Source organism: Ureibacillus sp. GCM10028918, from assembly GCF_042666115.1.
GTDB lineage: Bacteria > Bacillota > Bacilli > Bacillales_A > Planococcaceae > Ureibacillus.
Genome location: NZ_JBHTFK010000005.1, coordinates 520,652 through 538,986, shown reverse-complemented (window position 1 = coordinate 538,986; position 18,335 = coordinate 520,652). Strand labels below are relative to the sequence as shown.

Annotated in this window: 12 protein-coding genes; 10 read left to right on the top strand and 2 right to left on the bottom strand. The window is 39.8% G+C overall.

The features are described 5' to 3' along the window. Positions 1–538: 538 nt before the first annotated feature. The 10 genes from pyrR to pyrE all read left to right on the top strand — a co-directional run bounded on the left by pyrR (position 539) and on the right by pyrE (position 12,063). A complete protein-coding gene (gene pyrR, locus ACFQU5_RS05815) occupies positions 539–1,084 on the top strand; it encodes a bifunctional pyr operon transcriptional regulator/uracil phosphoribosyltransferase PyrR (protein ID WP_390285675.1) in 546 nt (181 codons plus the stop codon). Positions 1,085–1,106: 22 nt separating this feature from the next. Beyond that, positions 1,107–2,399: a solute carrier family 23 protein gene (locus ACFQU5_RS05810; protein WP_390285673.1), complete on the top strand. Its 1,293-nt coding sequence runs from the start codon at positions 1,107–1,109 to the stop codon at positions 2,397–2,399. A gap of 190 nt (positions 2,400–2,589) precedes the next feature. Next, positions 2,590–3,465, top strand: coding sequence for an aspartate carbamoyltransferase catalytic subunit (locus ACFQU5_RS05805; RefSeq protein ID WP_390285671.1), 876 nt, complete (start codon positions 2,590–2,592; stop codon positions 3,463–3,465). A gap of 2 nt (positions 3,466–3,467) precedes the next feature. Further along, the gene (locus ACFQU5_RS05800) at positions 3,468–4,742 is read left to right on the top strand and encodes a dihydroorotase (protein WP_390285669.1); all 1,275 of its coding nucleotides are present in this window, start codon (positions 3,468–3,470) and stop codon (positions 4,740–4,742) included. Further along, on the top strand, positions 4,742–5,842 hold the full coding sequence (locus ACFQU5_RS05795) for a carbamoyl phosphate synthase small subunit (protein ID WP_390285666.1): 1,101 nt from the start codon (positions 4,742–4,744) through the stop codon (positions 5,840–5,842). Before ACFQU5_RS05800 ends, ACFQU5_RS05795 begins: the two co-directional genes overlap by 1 nt. Then, positions 5,835–9,032, top strand: coding sequence for a carbamoyl-phosphate synthase large subunit (gene carB / locus ACFQU5_RS05790; RefSeq protein WP_390285664.1), 3,198 nt, complete (start codon positions 5,835–5,837; stop codon positions 9,030–9,032). The genes ACFQU5_RS05795 and carB overlap by 8 nt, the downstream gene beginning before the upstream one ends. Then, positions 9,032–9,805, top strand: coding sequence for a dihydroorotate dehydrogenase electron transfer subunit (locus ACFQU5_RS05785; RefSeq protein WP_390285662.1), 774 nt, complete (start codon positions 9,032–9,034; stop codon positions 9,803–9,805). The genes carB and ACFQU5_RS05785 overlap by 1 nt, the downstream gene beginning before the upstream one ends. After that, positions 9,802–10,713, top strand: coding sequence for a dihydroorotate dehydrogenase (locus ACFQU5_RS05780; protein ID WP_390285660.1), 912 nt, complete (start codon positions 9,802–9,804; stop codon positions 10,711–10,713). The genes ACFQU5_RS05785 and ACFQU5_RS05780 overlap by 4 nt, the downstream gene beginning before the upstream one ends. After that, on the top strand, positions 10,714–11,421 hold the full coding sequence (gene pyrF, locus ACFQU5_RS05775) for an orotidine-5'-phosphate decarboxylase (RefSeq protein WP_390285658.1): 708 nt from the start codon (positions 10,714–10,716) through the stop codon (positions 11,419–11,421). Beyond that, positions 11,422–12,063, top strand: coding sequence for an orotate phosphoribosyltransferase (gene pyrE, locus ACFQU5_RS05770; RefSeq protein ID WP_390285656.1), 642 nt, complete (start codon positions 11,422–11,424; stop codon positions 12,061–12,063). A 329-nt stretch (positions 12,064–12,392) separates the two neighbouring features. On the opposite strand, the gene ACFQU5_RS05765 is transcribed toward pyrE, so the two are convergent. Together ACFQU5_RS05765 and ACFQU5_RS05760 are read right to left on the bottom strand one after the other, a co-directional pair. After that, complete coding sequence (locus ACFQU5_RS05765; protein WP_390285654.1) at positions 12,393–16,226, bottom strand: S8 family serine peptidase; 3,834 nt, start codon at positions 16,224–16,226, stop codon at positions 12,393–12,395. Between the two features lie 374 nt (positions 16,227–16,600). Further along, entirely contained in the window at positions 16,601–18,283 is a 1,683-nt protein-coding gene (locus tag ACFQU5_RS05760; RefSeq protein WP_390285652.1) for an Rqc2 family fibronectin-binding protein, read from the bottom strand. Positions 18,284–18,335: the final 52 nt, after the last annotated feature.

The following is an 18,335-nucleotide window of genomic DNA, read 5'->3' as shown; positions in this document are numbered from 1 at the left end:
CGATGTCCTCGGTCCAAAGAGGGAACGATGTTTTCGATTAGAGCCTTCTAAGTGCTTAGGTCTCTCATGAAATGAGTTATGTCGACGCTTCAACACAATGTGGCGGTTTGTAAAAGCGCAGCTAAGCAAGGCGTTTTCGCTTTTGTTACAAATAATTTTCAAAATAAGGTTGACGAATAACTTTCAAAAAGACTATACTAACAACAGTGAATAACCCACAGAGATGGGCAACTAAAATTAAAATCGAATATATTCACCTTTAATGGCAGTCCAGAGAGGCTGAGAAGGTACTTGTAGAAATGTTATGGATTTATGCACTTTTCTAAACAAATGGAAAATAGTTGCGACTATTTAGTTCATTGTAATGAAAAGGGACTTTCACCGTATGTTTATGGTGCGAAATTTGTCCAAACATGTAATTTCAACACGTATATCCAACCTCTTAAAGCCTAGCTTTAAGAGGTTTTTATTTTGGAAACTACAACCCTCTTATGACTGTTTAGAATTAGCAGATCCAATTTAGAAAGGAGGAAAAATGATGGGACAAATTACTGAACTTTTAGATGGCCCTTCAATGAATCGTGCTTTAACTAGAATTGCTCATGAAATCATCGAAAAAAACAAAGGAATCGACGAATGTATTCTCGTAGGGATTAAAACACGCGGTGCTTTTCTAGCGAGAAGACTGGCGGAAAAAATCGAGAAAATCGAAGGCAAACCAATTCGTACGGGAGAATTGGATATCACTTTATATCGAGATGATCTTTCTACGAAAAACGCAAATGGTGAAGCACTGGTACAACAAGTTGATATTGATTATGTTGTAACGAACCAAAAAATTATTCTAGTAGATGATGTTTTATATACAGGTCGTACGGTACGAGCGGGATTGGATGCAGTAATGGATTTAGGGCGTCCGTCACATATACAACTAGCAGTGCTGGTAGATAGAGGTCATCGGGAACTGCCGATTCGTGCGGATTATGTCGGGAAAAACATTCCAACATCCGGTACGGAGAAAATCGTTGTTCGTTTAACGGAAGTCGATCAAGAAGACAACGTAACACTTCATAAAGTAGATTAACAGATAAAAGAGGGAATAGAAAATGTCAAAAGCGGTGTTAGACATCAATGAAAAACCAACAGCTGGTCAACTCGTTACATTAAGTTTTCAACATATGTTTGCAATGTTTGGTTCAACAATTTTAGTTCCTCAGTTAGTAGGATTAAGTCCTGCAATCGCATTACTAACGAGTGGGATTGCAACAATCATATTTTTGCTAATAACGCAATTTAAAGTACCGGCTTATCTAGGTTCATCATTTGCCTTTATTGCACCGATTTTAATTGCTGCTGGCGGATTAGATGAAAATGGAGCAAGTGTTAGTCCAGGGAATGCCATGATCGGCGCAATGGCAGTCGGTCTTGTATATGGAATCGTTTCCTTACTGATTTGGAAAACGGGTTATAAATGGTTAATGCGCATACTGCCGCCAATCGTAGTAGCACCGGTTATCATCGTAATTGGACTTGGATTAGCTGGAACTGCCGTAGATATGGCGATGAACGTAAATGGAGAATATAGCTTCAAACATTTTACAGCAGCACTAGTTACTCTTTTTGCAGCAATCATTTTTAACGTGTATTTCAAAAATATCTTAAGTACAATGCCAATCCTATTAGGATTAATCGTAGGATATATTTACTCGGCAATCATTGGTATTGTGGACTTTACTCTAGTAACACAAGCAAAAATGTTTTCTCTGCCAGAGTTCCTGATTCCTGGAGTAGATTACGAATTTAAAATAACATCTACTATATTACTGGCAATGGTGCCTATTGTTATCGTAACAATTTCAGAACATATCGGTCATCAATTAGTATTAGGAAAAGTAGTAAACAGAAATTACATAAAAGACCCAGGATTACATAGATCATTACTTGGTGATGGACTCGGAACATTTGTAAGTGCCCTGATTGGCGGACCTCCGAAAACAACATACGGAGAAAACATCGGAGTACTTGCCATCACAAGAGTTTATTCAGTTTATGTCATCTTTGGTGCAGCAGTATTGGCCATATTATTCTCCTTCCTTGGAAAAGCAATGGCATTGGTACAAACAATACCTACAGCAGTACTTGGTGGAATCTCCATCCTGCTATTTGGGATTATTGCTTCAAGTGGTCTGCGAATGTTGGTTGAAAATAATATCGACTTTGGCAACAGCCGCAACATGGTAATCGCTTCTGTCATTTTAGTAGTAGGGATCGGTGGAGCAGCACTTCGATTCAATGAGTCATTCTCCATCGAAGGAATGGCATTAGCAGCCATTGTTGGAGTTATTTTAAACCTTATATTACCAGGAAGAGATAAAAAAGATACATTATTAGAAGAATAATATTACCTTTTAATGAATTGTCCAGAGAGGCAAAGAAGGGGAATAGGCAAGGGGGTACATCAAATTTTTGGGTGCCTTAGCTTGTCATACCTCCTAGCCTCGCGAATAACATTTGCGAGGCATTTTTTCTACTAAGATTGATTTAGTAAACGAGTTTTCTAAGGAAAACGCGAATTAGGAGGAAAAATTAATGAGAAATCTATTATCAATGGAACATTTATCAAATGAAGAAGTATTGATGATTATAGAGCGAGCCGCTCAGTTCGAGGATGGCGAGGATTCAAGATTAAACAAATCTTATCATGTAGCAAATCTCTTCTTTGAGCCAAGCACCCGAACTAAAACAAGCTTTGAGATGGCTGAAAGAAACATTGGATGTACAGTAATCCCGTTTGATGCTGGATTTTCCAGTGCACTAAAAGGTGAAACAATGTATGACACCGTAAAAACACTTGAAATGATCGGCATGGATGCAGTCGTGATTCGCGCAAAAGAAGACGAATACTATAACGAACTTCTTGAAGGCATCAATGTGGCAGTAATCAATGCAGGAGACGGAGCGGGACAGCATCCTTCACAAAGTTTGCTAGATTTATATACGATACATAAAGAATTTGGCTCATTTGAAGGTTTGAATGTAACAATCGTAGGTGATATCTCTCATAGCCGTGTTGCAAAATCGAACGCGACTGCACTGAAACGTTTGGGTGTTAATGTTCGATTCCTATGCCCACCAGAATGGGCAGGTGGATTTGATGCATATCATTCCTGGGATGGGCTGATTGAAGACAGTGATGTCGTCATGCTCCTTAGAATCCAGCATGAACGTCACTTAGTTAACAAGAGCTTTTCAAAAGAAAGCTACCATGAACAATACGGACTCAGCTTTGAGCGTGAAGCAAAAATGAAGAAAAACGCAATTATCATGCATCCTGCTCCAGTAAATCGAGATGTAGAAATCGTATCAGAGCTAGTTGAGTGTGAACGCTCAAGGATATTTGATCAGGTTCGAAATGGTGTTTTTGTGAGAATGGCGATATTAGAGACAGTCCTGAAAGGAAGATAGACATGACAAAATATATTAAAAATGTAAAACTACTAAACGAACAGAGTGAATTAGTAAACACAACTGTGACAATTGTTGAAGGTCGCATCTCGGAGTTAGGCGGAGAACAGCCTGAAGGTGCTGAAATAATAGATGGACATGGAAATTTACTAACTCCAGGATTTGTCGATGTGCATGTCCATCTGCGTGAGCCCGGCTTTGAACATAAGGAAACAATCGCCACAGGTACGGCATCAGCTGCAAAGGGAGGATTTACAACAATTTGTGCAATGCCGAATACCAAACCAGTGCCTGACTCGATTGAAAATTTGCAATTAATAAATAGCTTAATTGAACAAAGTGCAAAAGTTAGGGTTTTGCCTTATGGATCACTAACGGTAGCACAATCTGGTGATGAACGAACAGACTTAGCTGCTCTAAAAGCTAGTGGTGCAGTAGCATTCTCGGATGATGGGGTGGGTGTACAGCTTGCTTCAACAATGTACGAACAGATGCAGGCAGCCGCAAAGCTTGACATGGTTGTCGTTGCACACTGTGAAGATAACTCCTTAATCTATGATGGGGTTATGCATGAAGGCAAAAGAAATAAAGAGCTTGGTTTACCTGGAATCCCATCGATTTGCGAATCCGTACAAATTGCACGTGACGTCCTGCTGGCTGAAGCAGCAGGTGCCCGCTACCATGTATGTCACGTATCGACGAAAGAATCGGTTAGAGCGGTAAGAGATGCAAAGGCTGCTGGAATAAGTGTCACTGCTGAGGTTTGTCCACACCATCTGCTATTGGAAGAAATGGATATTCCAAGCGATGATGCGAACTGGAAAATGAATCCGCCACTTCGCGCTGCAGACGATAAAGATTCCTTACACGCAGCATTACTTGATGGAACAATTGACTGTATCGCAACAGACCACGCACCTCACACAGTTGAGGAGAAATGCTGTGGGATGGTTGGTGCTCCATTTGGAATTGTAGGATTTGAAACAGCATTCCCGCTATTATATACAAGATTCGTAGAAACAGGGAAATGGACATTAAAGCAATTAATTGATTGGATGTCAATTAAGCCTGCACAAATCTTTGATCTTCCATATGGTACGTTGGAAGTAGGGGCTACAGCAGACTTAGTGTTAATTGATCTAAATAAAGAGCAGGCGATTAATCCAGATGAATTTGCAACAAAAGGACGCAATACACCATTTACTGGCTGGCAGGCAAAAGGTTGGCCGGTACTAACAATGGTAGAAGGCAACATCGTTTATGAGGAGGCAAAATAATGAAAAAGCGATTATTGATTTTAGAAGATGGAACAGTATTTAATGGCTACGCGTTCGGTAGCGAAAGAGCGTCACAAGGTGAGGTAGTATTTACAACAGGGATGACTGGTTATCAGGAAACGTTATCAGATCCATCCTTTTACGGACAAATTGTTACGTTCACATATCCATTGATCGGAAACTACGGCATTAATCGTGATGATTTTGAATCCATTACACCTGCTATTCGTGGAGTGGTATGTCGAGAGCTTGCAAAGGAACCATCAAACTTCCGTAGCGACCTTTCACTAAATGATTATTTAGTGTCGCAGGATATCCCTGGGATTGAAGGGATTGATACACGTAAATTAACAAGAATCATCCGTTCAAAAGGTGCTGTAAAAGCAATGCTTACAGCAGCTGACGAAGAAGTGAATGTAGAAGAAGTGGTTGCAAGATTACAAGCGACACCACTGATTACAAATCATGTGAAGGAAGTTTCTCCAAAAGCGGCATATCCAAGTCCAGGGCGCGGGAAGCGAGTTGTCTTGATAGACTTTGGTATGAAGCACGGTATCTTGCGTGAATTAAACAAACGTGATTGTGACGTACTTGTGGTACCATATAACACTTCTGCACAACAAATTTTAGCGTGGCATCCGGATGGGATAATGCTTTCAAACGGACCTGGAGATCCAGCAGATGTAACAGAGGGTATTGAAACAATCCGTAATTTAATCGGAAAAGTTCCAATCTTCGGTATTTGCTTAGGACACCAATTATTTGCCTTAGCTAGTGGAGCGAAAAGCTTCAAACTTCCATTTGGACACCGTGGAGGAAATCACCCAGTAAAAGACTTACGTACAGGTCGTACAGAATTAACTTCACAAAACCACGGTTATGCAGTGGATGAAAGTTCTCTGGAAGACACTGATTTGGAAGTAACGCATCTTGCTTTAAATGACGGCACAATCGAAGGATTACGCCATAAAAAACATCCAGTATTCACAGTACAATACCACCCAGAAGCATCTCCTGGGCCAGAAGATTCCAATCACTTATTTGACGAGTTTATTGAATTAATGGAATCACATGTAAAGGAAGGGAAACAACATGCCTAAACGTACAGATATTGAAACTATTTTAGTAATCGGATCAGGTCCAATTGTTATTGGCCAAGCAGCAGAATTTGACTATGCAGGTACACAAGCTTGTCTTTCTTTAAAAGAGGAAGGCTACAAAGTAATTTTAATCAACTCAAACCCTGCAACAATCATGACAGATACAGAAATCGCGGACAAAGTATATCTTGAGCCAATTTCGCTAGAATTTGTGTCACGTATTTTACGTAAGGAACGTCCTGACGCAATCCTTCCAACACTTGGAGGGCAAACTGGTTTAAATATGGCGATTGAATTAAATGACTCTGGCATTTTAGATGAGCTGGGTATTGAAATTTTAGGTACAAAACTAGATGCCATCCATAAAGCAGAGGACCGTGATTTATTCCGTAATTTAATGTATGAATTAGGTGCACCGGTACCTGAGTCCGACATTATCCATAACCTGCAGGAAGCGAAAAACTTTGTTGCAAGAATTGGCTACCCAGTAATCGTCCGTCCAGCATTCACTCTTGGTGGGACTGGCGGAGGAATTTGCTCGAACGACCAAGAATTAGAAGAAATCGTAGCAAGTGGTTTAAAATACAGCCCAGTTACACAATGTTTACTAGAAAAGTCCATTGCAGGCTTTAAAGAAATTGAATACGAAGTAATGCGTGACTCCATCGATAACGCAATCGTTGTATGTAACATGGAAAACTTTGACCCGGTGGGAATTCATACAGGAGATTCCATCGTAGTAGCACCTTCACAAACATTATCGGATCGCGAATATCAAATGCTGCGCAATATTTCATTAGATATCATCCGAGCTCTAAAAATCGAAGGTGGTTGTAACGTACAGTTGGCGCTAGATCCTCACAGCTTCAACTACTATGTAATCGAAGTAAACCCACGTGTATCTCGCTCATCTGCACTAGCTTCTAAAGCAACAGGTTATCCAATTGCGAAGCTTGCAGCGAAAATAGCTATTGGCTTAACTTTAGATGAAATTGTAAATCCTGTAACTGGTTCAACGTATGCAGATTTCGAGCCGGCTCTAGACTATATTGTTGCGAAAATTCCTCGTTGGCCATTCGATAAATTCGAATCAGCCAAACGTAATCTAGGGACACAAATGAAGGCAACAGGCGAGGTAATGGCGTTAGGCCGCAATTTTGAAGAAGCAATTTTAAAGGCTGTCCGTTCACTAGAAACAGGCCATACTCATATCGAATTAAAGCATGCTGAAGAAAATAGTGATAACTGGATTGAAAAACGCATTCGTAAGGCTGGAGATGAGCGTCTATTCTTTATCGCGGAAGCATTGCGCCGCGGTGTAACAATCGAGAAAATCCATGAATGGTCCGAAATCGACCTTTGGTTCTTAAATAAATTGCAAAACATCATCAAAATGGAAACAACTTTAGCTGACAATGTAAATAATGCAGAAATTTTGCGCCAAGCTAAACGTATGGGCTTTGCTGATAAGAAAATAGCAGAACTTTGGAATAGCGATGAGAGTGCAATTTATGCATATCGTAAAGAACAAAACATCATTCCTGTTTATAAAATGGTGGATACATGTGCAGCAGAATTCGAGTCAACAACACCTTACTTCTACGGAACATATGAAGAGGAAAATGAGTCAATCGTAACCGAGAAACCATCAGTAATCGTATTAGGTTCTGGTCCGATCCGTATCGGTCAAGGAGTTGAATTTGACTATGCAACAGTTCACTCTGTTTGGGCGATTCAGGAAGCTGGTTATGAAGCAATTATCATTAACTCAAATCCAGAAACAGTTTCAACAGACTTCTCGATTTCTGACAAACTTTACTTTGAGCCACTAACTATAGAAGATGTAATGCATATCGTCGATTTAGAGAAACCAATCGGTGTAGTTGTTCAATTCGGTGGCCAAACTGCTATTAACTTGGCCGATAAATTAGCAGCTAACGGCGTGAAAATCCTGGGAACAAGCTTGGAAGATATTGACCGTGCAGAAAACCGCGATAAATTCGAGCAAGCATTGCGTGAATTAGAAATTCCACAGCCTGCTGGGGAAACGGCTGTCTCGACGGAAGAAGCAATTGCAATCGGTAAAAAACTAGGCTTCCCTGTGTTGGTTCGTCCTTCTTATGTGCTTGGTGGACGTGCAATGGAAATCGTGTATAACGATCAAGAATTAGAACATTACATGGAAAACGCGGTAGAGGCTTCTCCGGATCATCCAGTTCTTGTTGACCGATACTTAACAGGTCAAGAGATTGAGGTAGATGCAATTTGTGATGGCGAAAATGTGCTAATCCCGGGTATTATGGAGCACGTTGAACGAGCAGGAGTTCACTCTGGTGACTCAATCTCTGTCTACCCGCCGCAAAAGCTGACAGACGAACAAAAAGCAACAATAGTAGATTACACAACTCGTCTGGCAAAAGGATTAAATATTGTTGGATTGATGAATATTCAGTACGTCCTTTCAAAAGGTGAGATTTTCGTAATCGAAGTGAACCCGCGTTCTAGTCGTACAGTACCGTTCTTAAGTAAAATTACGAACATTCCAATGGCGAACATTGCAACAAAAGCAATACTTGGCCAATCCATTGTAGAGCAAGGGTACCCAACTGGTTTAGCAAAAGAGCAAAAAGGTGTGTTTGTAAAAGTACCAGTATTCAGCTTTGCAAAACTTCGTCGTGTAGACATCACATTAGGACCTGAAATGAAATCAACAGGGGAAGTAATGGGGAAAGATGCCACGTTCGAAAAAGCATTGTACAAAGGCTTTGTTGCAGCTGGTATGGAAATTAAAACTCACGGAACTGTGTTATTTACAGTATCGGATAAAGATAAAAAAGAAGCAATCGAGTTAGCAAAACGCTTCAACACTGTTGGCTACCGCATCATGGCTACTGAAGGTACGGCAAAAAGCTTTGCAGAAGCCGGTGTTCATACGGATGTAGTTGGAAAAATTGGATCAAAAGAAAAAACTTTACTCGAAGTTATTCAAAACGGCCAAGCACAGCTTGTTGTCAATACTTTAACAAAAGGGAAACAGCCTGCTCGCGATGGATTCCGAATTCGCCGTGAATCTGTAGAAAATGGTATTCCATGTTTAACATCATTAGATACAGCTGAGGCAATGTTAGAAGTGATTGAGTCAATGACATTTACAGCAGAAGAAATGCCAAAAGCGGAGGTAGTACATTAATGATTCAACAAGAACGAATGATTGTCGTTCGTCAAAGTGAAATTGCTCATCATATTTTTGAACTTACATTACAAGGTCAAATTGTTCAGGACATGAATCCTGGGCAATTTGTCCACATTCGTGTGTCAGATAGCTTTGAGCCACTTCTTCGACGACCAATAAGTATTGCAAATATTAACAAAGAAGCTAGTGAGGCAACAGTAATCTATCGTGCAGAAGGAAGAGGGACACAAATACTTTCCCAAAAGCAAGTGGGTGATGAAGTTGATGTGCTTGGTCCGCTAGGAAATGGCTTCCCAGTAGAGGCAGTTCCAGAAGGTGGAACAGCCCTTCTAGTTGGTGGAGGCATTGGAGTACCACCGCTTTATGAGCTATCACAACAGTTAAATGCTCGTGGAATCCGTACGATTCATGTGTTTGGCTTTGCTACAGAAGATGTGTGCTTCTATGAAGATCAATTCTCTACTTTAGGCGATACTCATTTCGTGACGGTTGATGGTACGAAAGGAACAAAAGGATTCGTTACAGATTTGCTCGATGAGCTAAAGCCTGAATTTGACGTATTTTATGCTTGTGGGCCTCTGCCAATGCTCCGTGCATTGGAAGGATTTTATCCCGAAAAACAAGGTTTCCTATCCTTTGAAGAACGGATGGGATGCGGGATTGGTGCTTGCTTTGCTTGTATTTGCAAAACAACCGATCAAACAGACAAGGATTATGTAAAAGTATGCTCAGACGGGCCAGTATTCCCGAAAGGAGTTGTTGAGCTATGAGTCGATTAAGTATTCAACTCCCAGGCTTAGATTTAAAAAATCCAATCATGCCAGCTTCAGGCTGCTTCGGTTTTGGTAAAGAATTCGCCGGTCTTTATGATTTATCAAAACTAGGAGCTATTATGATCAAAGCAACAACAGTGGAAACACGTTTAGGCAATCCTACACCGCGTGTTGCTGAAACAGCTGCTGGAATGTTAAATGCTATTGGCCTGCAAAACCCTGGTTTAGAAAAAGTAATGACAAACGAGCTTCCGTATTTAGAACGCTTCGATGTACCAATTATTGCAAACGTTGCTGGAACAACTACTGAGGACTATGTTGAAGTATCTGAGAAGATTTCCACTTCGCCAAATGTAAGGGCATTAGAGTTAAATATCTCTTGCCCAAACGTAAAGCATGGTGGGATTACTTTTGGAACAGATCCAGTGATTGCTAGAGAATTGGTGGAAGCTGTTAAAAAAGTTTCAAAGGTACCAGTTTATGTGAAACTATCACCTAACGTGACAGATATCGTGGAAATTGCTAAAGCAGTTGAAGCAGGTGGGGCAGACGGAATCACGATGATAAATACATTAGTTGGTATGCGTTTGGATGAACGTACAGGAAAGCCTGTTATTGCAAACGCAACTGGTGGATTATCAGGTCCTGCTGTAAAACCAGTAGCCATTCGTATGGTGTATGAAGTTTACAAGGCCGTCAACATTCCGATTATCGGTATGGGTGGTGTGACAAACGCACAAGACGTGATTGATTTCATGTCTGCAGGTGCATCGGCAGTTGCTGTAGGTACAGCTAACTTTGTGGATCCATTTGTATGCCCGAATATTATAGAAGCATTGCCTGCTCGTTTAGAAGAGCTTGGGGTAAAACGAATTAAAGAGATTATCGGAAGGAGCCATCTGTAAATGAACACAAAACCAATCGTAGCACTAGATTTTCCTGGTGAAAAAGAAGTATTCCAGTTTTTGAATCATTTTAACGAATCGATCTTCGTAAAGATTGGAATGGAGTTATATTTGCAAGAAGGTCCGAGCATTGTTCAAAAAGTAAAGGAACAAGGCCATGATATTTTCTTGGATTTGAAGCTTCATGATATACCGAATACAGTAAAGTCTGCCATGAAGGGACTAGCTCGCCTAGGTGTTGATTTAGTCAATGTTCATGCAGCAGGTGGTGTCGAAATGATGCGTGGAGCGCTTGAAGGCTTAGAAGCTGGCACTGCAGCCGGCAAAGATCGAGCTAAACTAATTGCTGTCACGCAGCTAACTTCTACAACGGAAGAACAAATGAAACAACAACAAAAGATTAATTTAACACTATTAGATTCTGTATTACATTATGCAAGCATTACCAAGGAAGCCGGATTGGATGGTGTTGTTTGTTCTGTGCACGAAGCAGGTCAAATTGGTGAAACTTGCGGACAAGAGTTTCTAAGAGTGACACCTGGTATACGGTTGCCTGGTGGGGATGCTCATGACCAAAAACGTATAGCTACACCAGATGGAGCACGTGCTGGTGGTTCATCATTAATCGTAGTAGGTCGTGCGATCACTAGGTCAAATGATCCAGTAGCAGCGTATAAAAAAGTTTGCGAATTATGGGAGGAAAACTAAATGTCAGTACAAAAAGAGATTGCGCATGGAATGTTAAAAGTAGGGGCCGTTGAATTAAATCCAACTGATTTATTTACATGGGCTTCAGGTATCAAGTCTCCGATTTACTGTGATACGCGCTTAACTATTTCTGACGTAACCGTTCGTAAACAAATCGCGCAGGGTCTTGCACAAAATATTAAAGAATTTTTCCCGGAAACAGAAGTGGTTGCGGGTACTGCAACAGCGGGTATTCCACATGCTGCATGGGTGTCGGATGTATTAGAATCTCCAATGGTTTATGTTCGTTCAAAAGCAAAAGAACATGGTCGAGGCAACCAAATCGAAGGAAAAATTGCACAAGGTCAAAAAGTGGTAGTAGTAGAAGACATCATCTCAACGGGTGGTTCATCTATCACGGCTGTAGAAGCCTTACGAGCTGCTGGATGTGAAGTAGTAGGTGTTGTGTGCGTATATACATATAATTTACCGCGTGCCGAACAAGCCTTTGAAGAAGCAGGCGTGAAATATGTTTCATTAACCAACTTTGACTACCTAGTAGAAGCAGCTAGTGAAACAGGAGCAATCAAAGAACAAGACATTCCGTTCCTTAAAGAGTGGCACGCGGATTTAAAGGCAGGGAAGTTACCAACTAATAAATAAACCTTATATGTGTTGAGGCAGCTTAATTATTAAATCGAGCTGCGCCGAAAGCTTGCGACAGGCGCACCGCGAAGTTGAAAGCGGGAGAGCTTTAATTTCTGAATTTTAATATAAGTGTTGAACGACTTATTAAATTAAAGAAAGCTGTGCCGAAAGCCTGCGACAGGCACACCGCGAACCTTAAGGCAGGATTTTTATAATCATTAAAAGACCCCAAATTGTATGAAAGTACAATTTGGGGTCTTCTATTTTTTATAAATCTGCCTTAAAAAGCATTATGCTAATGAACCTATTTTTTGATTTGAACATGAAGTAACGTCTATTTTAAATTAACTTTCTATTATTGCTTCTTCTATTACCTCGCCAGGTATTTCACTTTCATCAACGGCCGGAGTCTCTTCGTTATTGCCTTTCCCATTCCCAGGATTTCCTGTTGCGTCATCCGTCTCAGTTTGAGCAGGACTGTTTCCTTTACCTGGTTTTTCATCTGATTTCCCGGTTTTTTTAATTTGGATTGTTTGAGTAGTAATATTTCCAGCCAAGTCTTCAGCTTCAATAACAAACTCATTCGTACCATCAGCTAATTCAAGCTCCAACTCAATTTGTTGTTCAAAGCCGTTCATTGCATATGGTTCGGAAAGTTCATGCATGAATCTTTCATCACCATTCACTGTTAGTCTTAGTTCATCAAAGTTATCCTTCAGTGTAACGACAACAGTTGTTGTGCTTTCTTTTGTATTTCTAGGATACTTGCCAACCTTAATAGTTGGAGCTAGCGTATCTACGAAGATTTTACGTGCGATCTGCATTTCGTTATCAAACTCATCGATTGCTTTCACTCGAATGTCCTGTACGCCGTTTTCTAGATTCAATGTATGAGAGAACTTCGCACCATCAATTGCTGCTTCTTCATCGTTTACGGTTACAGATTTGATATTGGAGTCATCTTCTATTGTTCCAAATACATCTATTTCATGTGTATCATAGACATCGAAAAATTCAGGTGCTTCAATATAAATTACAGGTGGTGTTGTTTCTTGTTCACTTTCTGCTTGGAAATCGTAAACTGTTGTATTTAGTGCTACATCTACTACGTGAACAGTAATTTTGTCTTTATTTGTAATTTCGCCCTCAAATGTAAATGTAGAAGTAGAAGTTGGCAGCACTTCAGAGATTGCTTTATCATTTACAAGCACCTGCCAGTAATCCACACCCGTTCCCATCTCTGCATCCATGAAGTTTTCTGCTGATATTGTTTTAGTTTCGTTATCATAAGCTACTTCTGCCGTTGGTGCAGCCGTGTCCACTTTTACAGGGAATTCAATTGATTGCCAATCTGAATTTTCATAATCAATAACTCCACTTAAACGAAGGATGTAGTCTCCATCAGCAGCTAGGGCGTTATTAATCAACCCATCCCAACCATAGTCTAGATTGTACGTATAAGGAAGTAATGTAGCTGAAGACTCATAATGCTTTGTAAGATTGTTGGCAGTTCGAATTGTACGTAAAACATTGCCTTCAGTATCTACAACTTCCACTTTAAATTGCTTTGCATTACGGAAAAGGGAGAATACAGGAATCGCTAGGTCACGAACACCATCCTCGTTAGGCGAGAATCCAAAGCGATTTGGATTAAACCCATCTGAATCGCCCGTTATAAACAGTCCTTGTTCATCGGCTAAAGCCGTATAACCCCAGTAAGTTAAGCTGTCCCAAGCAAAATAATCGAAAATAGGGGCATCATCCCAGTTGCCGTTAAAGCCAAAGAATGGTACAGATAATGGAACGTTACCTGTAATTTCCTCATTTGGATCAAGTAAAGTAACAAAGCCATCTACAAAGAATCCATTTGTATAAATCGCACGAATATCGTCAGGGATAGCAGATACATCTGCTGAGATTGTAATGGTTGCTGTACCATTGGCTGGAACCGTAACGGTTTCAGGAGCGTTAATATCAGCTTCTTCTTCGGTTAATACGTATGACCCGATTTCGTTTGGTGCTGTTACGTATAAACCGCCGCCAATATCGGCAGGATAGTCAATTTGAAGCTGTGTAATTACATCGTAAGTAACTTCTTCCTGTGAATAGTTTTTAGCTTGTAATGTAAAGGTGAATTGGTCATTATTAATTTCTTTTAATGCTACTTTACCTTCATTTGAATGGCTTTCTGTTACAACTACATCGGTTGTAAGGGCGTTTGCTAGCTGCATTAAACCTGCACCTTGTCTGCGAGGTGAAACATATTCACCATCTGCAAGTTCCACTGGAGTGGCAGTATTCATCAAGAGGTTTTTTGCAAGCTGAATTCTATCAAACCCAGACAGATTAAATTCAGAGTCAACTCGCTCTAAAACTAAAGCACTACCACCGGCCACATGAGGAGCTGCCATCGAAGTTCCACTCATTAAACCGTATTGATCATCGTTTAATGTAGAGAAAATATTGCCTCCTGGTGCTGTAATTTCAGGTTTGAAATCGAGATTTGGAGTTGGTCCCCAAGATGTAAAGCTACTCATTTGACCGGCACTTGGATTTTGTACTTCCACAAAATTGCCCTCAAAGGAAACTGTAACTGTTTGACCATTATCGAGAGCATTTTTTAATGCTAACCCGTCCGACTGTAAAGCAGACATAAAAGGGATTGTAATTCCAGGATCTGATGCCATATTGATTGTGCCATCTGCATTATTGTAAACAATCGCAGCAACTGCTCCGGCATTTTGTGCATTGAACCCCTTTTCAACGAAAGAAATACTTCCTCGAGAAATTAGGGCTACTTTTCCTGTGAAATCCTTGCCTTGGAAATCCTCTGGTGTCCCTAAACCTGCATCCAACACCTCAATTTGTCCAGATAAAACAGTTTGCGGATCTGCACCATTTGCCAGTAGATAAAGTGCACCTCCAGCTTTTTCACCGTCAAATTGATAATCGAAGCTGTAGGCAGTAATCATGCTATTTTCAATCGATGCTACACTAATTGAATCATTAGAAATACCAGGTGAACCTGTTACACCGTAATCTTGGTTTTCTGCATATGGATAAAAACTCCCTGAACCATACATATCAGAGTTTCCTGATGAAATAGCAACCACGATTCCGTTTTCAGTCGCTCTCGAAACGGCTTGTTGTTCAGGGCTATTCTCATCAACATAGCCAGCTGGTGAACCTAACGACATGTTTAGCACATCTGCATCTAGTTTAATCGCGTCATCAATTGCCTTAATGTAAATATCTCCATAAGTAGAGGAGAATAGTGGGTCGTTCCCGAATACTTTAAGAGCCAAAAGCTGTGCTTCAGGAGCTACCCCTTTAATGCCGTTGTTTTCTTCATCGCCGTTTGCCGCAACTGTTCCACCAACGTGCATACCGTGCATAGAGGCATCTGGACCTAAATCTAAAATAATATTATTGCCATCCATATAGTTGTAACCAAAAGGAACCTTTTCGGTATAAAATTCTCCATTCTCAATTGCCCCATCTGCTAATAATGAGTTAACTTCACTTTGTGTCAACTCGGCTGTGTTATTATCTGATAGAATCATATCCTTATGGCTAGGATCAATCCCTGTATCGATAATGCCGACAACCATGCCTTCGCCTTTGAAGCCATAATCATTCCAAGCTTGCTGCGCCTGAACCAATTCTTTTGAATGCACCATATCCGGTGTGTATTCAGGTCTTTCATATTCCATTGCTTCATAGACCGCTTTAACACCAGAAGTGGAAGCTATTTCTTCGATATATTTCGCCTCAACCTCCGCAGAGAATCCATTAAAGACAACAGTGAAGTTTTTTAGGTACTTCATTGAAGGAGTTTTCGATTTTAAATGAGATTTTACATTTCTTTGTTCATTCTCTACTATTGCTTCAAAAGATTTTTTTTCTGCTGCTTTTAATTGTTTGTATAGAAGACCTCTGTTAGTAGCTTTTTGAATTGCTGGTTCGCCCTCAAGCTCGACAACTACCCTTACTTTTTCATCTGGATTTTGTCGATTTAGTAAGGATTGTGAAATGTTAACCTGTGGTTTTTCTTGTTGAATGGTAGGTAAGTTTTGCAAGCTTTTACTACTTGCACTTGCTGCACTAACATTGAGTAGTGTTGTACTTAGAGACAAAATGAAAATAATTGTCACCAGTAAGGTTTTCCTTAGCCCCATTAAATTTCCCCCTTGATTCATATGAATGTAGTTTAGAATAAACTTCAATTAAATCTAAAAGTCTCTTAGTAGATTTAAGAGAGTTGAGTCTAACCTTCTTAATTAGATTAATTGACGGAATATTCCTCCAATTTAAATCTTTTTGATTCTAAAGAATGATATTTTCCTATAGTGTTACTATCGAAATACTTACAAAAATGTAGGTGAAAAAATATTAGAGAGAAAGATGTCGAGGGGGTAGGATTATAGATATGTGAGAGTTTTTTGAGATTTGATTCTAATGGGGTATTGTGTAATAGGGGAATGTATCAATAACGCGAAAAAGACCCAAGAAGAAAGAAACTCTTCTTAGGCCAAAAATAATTATAGGGATATTATTTTTTTAACTTCATCACAAGCTCTTCACTTGGCGTAACATAAAGCGTTTTTTGTTCAAAATAAATAACAAAACCAGGCTTTGATCCGTTAGGTTTTTTCACTTGTCGAATTTCAGTATAGTCAACTGGTACAGAGGAAGAATCCCTAGCCTTACTATAATAGGCACTTAAAGTAGCTGCCTCGAGTAAAGTTGCTTCGTCGGGATCATTCGAATGAATGACTACATGGGAACCAGGGATATCTTTTGTATGTAGCCAAATGTCAGTTCTTTTAGCAAGTTTAAACGTCAGATAATCGTTCTGCTTATTATTTTTACCGACAGAGATAGCAATTCCGGATGATGAGACAAAAGACTCCGGGGAAGGCTTTGTCGGTTTTTTCTTCTTTTTGTTTGCGCGTAGACGAAGATAGCCTTGCTCTGCTAATTCCTCACGAATTTCTTCGATATCAGCAGGGGATGCTTGGTTAACTTGGGCCATTAACATTTCGAAATATTGAATTTCACTTTCAGTTTTCTCGAGTTGTTCTTTAACCATAACAAGGGCATTTTTTGCTTTATTATATTTACTATAGTAGCTTTGAGCATTTTCAACAGGTGTTTTTCTTTCACTTAAAGGAATTGTTATTTGTTCGCCAGTTTCACTGTAGTAATTTGTAACAGTAACCTCTTTCATTCCTTTCTCGAACAAATATAGACTGCCCATTAATAATTCACCATAGAGCTGAGATTTATCTAGTTTAGAAGCCTGCTCTAGATCTTTGTTTAACTTTTTGATTTTAAGTTTTAACTTATTTAGTTCATTTTGTAGCCAACGCTCTAGATCTCCAGCTTGCTGTTTTACTCGATCTCGTTCTGCCCGAGCAAAGAATGTTCGGTCCAACAGAATACTTAATGATTGATAATTTGTTTCTGCACCCTCCAAATGTGTTAACTTGGTAGGCGAGAAATATATTTTTCGATCTACCTCAATATAGGTTGGACTTAAGCTGTTTATAATTTCATCTAGGAAAGAACGGTAGGACTGTACATTATTTTCACCTTGCAGTCGATACAATAACTCATTGGCATGGGTTGGTGAAAAGCCCTTAAAGTGTTCGACAATCTCCTTTGATGTCTTCTCTTCACTGAAAAAGTTCATAATTTCTTCATCACTGACAGTTAGGGGATTCACTTTGTTTTGCGCTGGTGGAGTGATGTAGATTTGTCCTGGCAATACTGTACGATAGCTGTTGACCGATGGTGGCAAATGCTTTAAGCTATCGATAATTTTATTGTTCTCTCTATCAATCAATACAATATTGCTATGTCGTCCCATTATTTCTATTGTTAATTTCCGAAAAACTTGGTCCCCGATTTCATTTTTACTCTCTATGTTTAATGTAATCATTCGTTCGAATGGATCTGTTTCAATTGTATGAATAAAGCCGCCTTCTATATGTTTTCGAAGGAGCATACAAAACATTGGTGGTTCAGAAGGATTGTCAATCGAATGTTGAGTTAAATGTACTCGAGCGTATGATGGGTGAATAGAGCTTAATAATTTGAAGTTCTCGCCATTTGCACGAATATGTAAGACGATTTCAAGGGCATTCGGTTGGTGAACTTTCGTAATTCGACCAGTTTCTAATTTTTTTAATTCATTTGCCATAGCAAATGTAAATAATCCATCAAAAGCCATGATTGTGTTCCTCTTTTCTGAAAATCATTTATATAGTGGGAAGTAACCCTAT

Bases quoted from the DNA above. Each gene is read 5' to 3' on its own strand.
- pyrR (WP_390285675.1), top strand. From the start codon at position 539: ATGGGACAAATTACTGAACTTTTAGATGGCCCTTCAATGAATCGTGCT.
- ACFQU5_RS05810 (WP_390285673.1), top strand. From the start codon at position 1,107: ATGTCAAAAGCGGTGTTAGACATCAATGAAAAACCAACAGCTGGTCAA.
- ACFQU5_RS05805 (WP_390285671.1), top strand. From the start codon at position 2,590: ATGAGAAATCTATTATCAATGGAACATTTATCAAATGAAGAAGTATTG.
- ACFQU5_RS05800 (WP_390285669.1), top strand. From the start codon at position 3,468: ATGACAAAATATATTAAAAATGTAAAACTACTAAACGAACAGAGTGAA.
- ACFQU5_RS05795 (WP_390285666.1), top strand. From the start codon at position 4,742: ATGAAAAAGCGATTATTGATTTTAGAAGATGGAACAGTATTTAATGGC.
- carB (WP_390285664.1), top strand. From the start codon at position 5,835: ATGCCTAAACGTACAGATATTGAAACTATTTTAGTAATCGGATCAGGT.
- ACFQU5_RS05785 (WP_390285662.1), top strand. From the start codon at position 9,032: ATGATTCAACAAGAACGAATGATTGTCGTTCGTCAAAGTGAAATTGCT.
- ACFQU5_RS05780 (WP_390285660.1), top strand. From the start codon at position 9,802: ATGAGTCGATTAAGTATTCAACTCCCAGGCTTAGATTTAAAAAATCCA.
- pyrF (WP_390285658.1), top strand. From the start codon at position 10,714: ATGAACACAAAACCAATCGTAGCACTAGATTTTCCTGGTGAAAAAGAA.
- pyrE (WP_390285656.1), top strand. From the start codon at position 11,422: ATGTCAGTACAAAAAGAGATTGCGCATGGAATGTTAAAAGTAGGGGCC.
- ACFQU5_RS05765 (WP_390285654.1), bottom strand. From the start codon at position 16,226: ATGGGGCTAAGGAAAACCTTACTGGTGACAATTATTTTCATTTTGTCT.
- ACFQU5_RS05760 (WP_390285652.1), bottom strand. From the start codon at position 18,283: ATGGCTTTTGATGGATTATTTACATTTGCTATGGCAAATGAATTAAAA.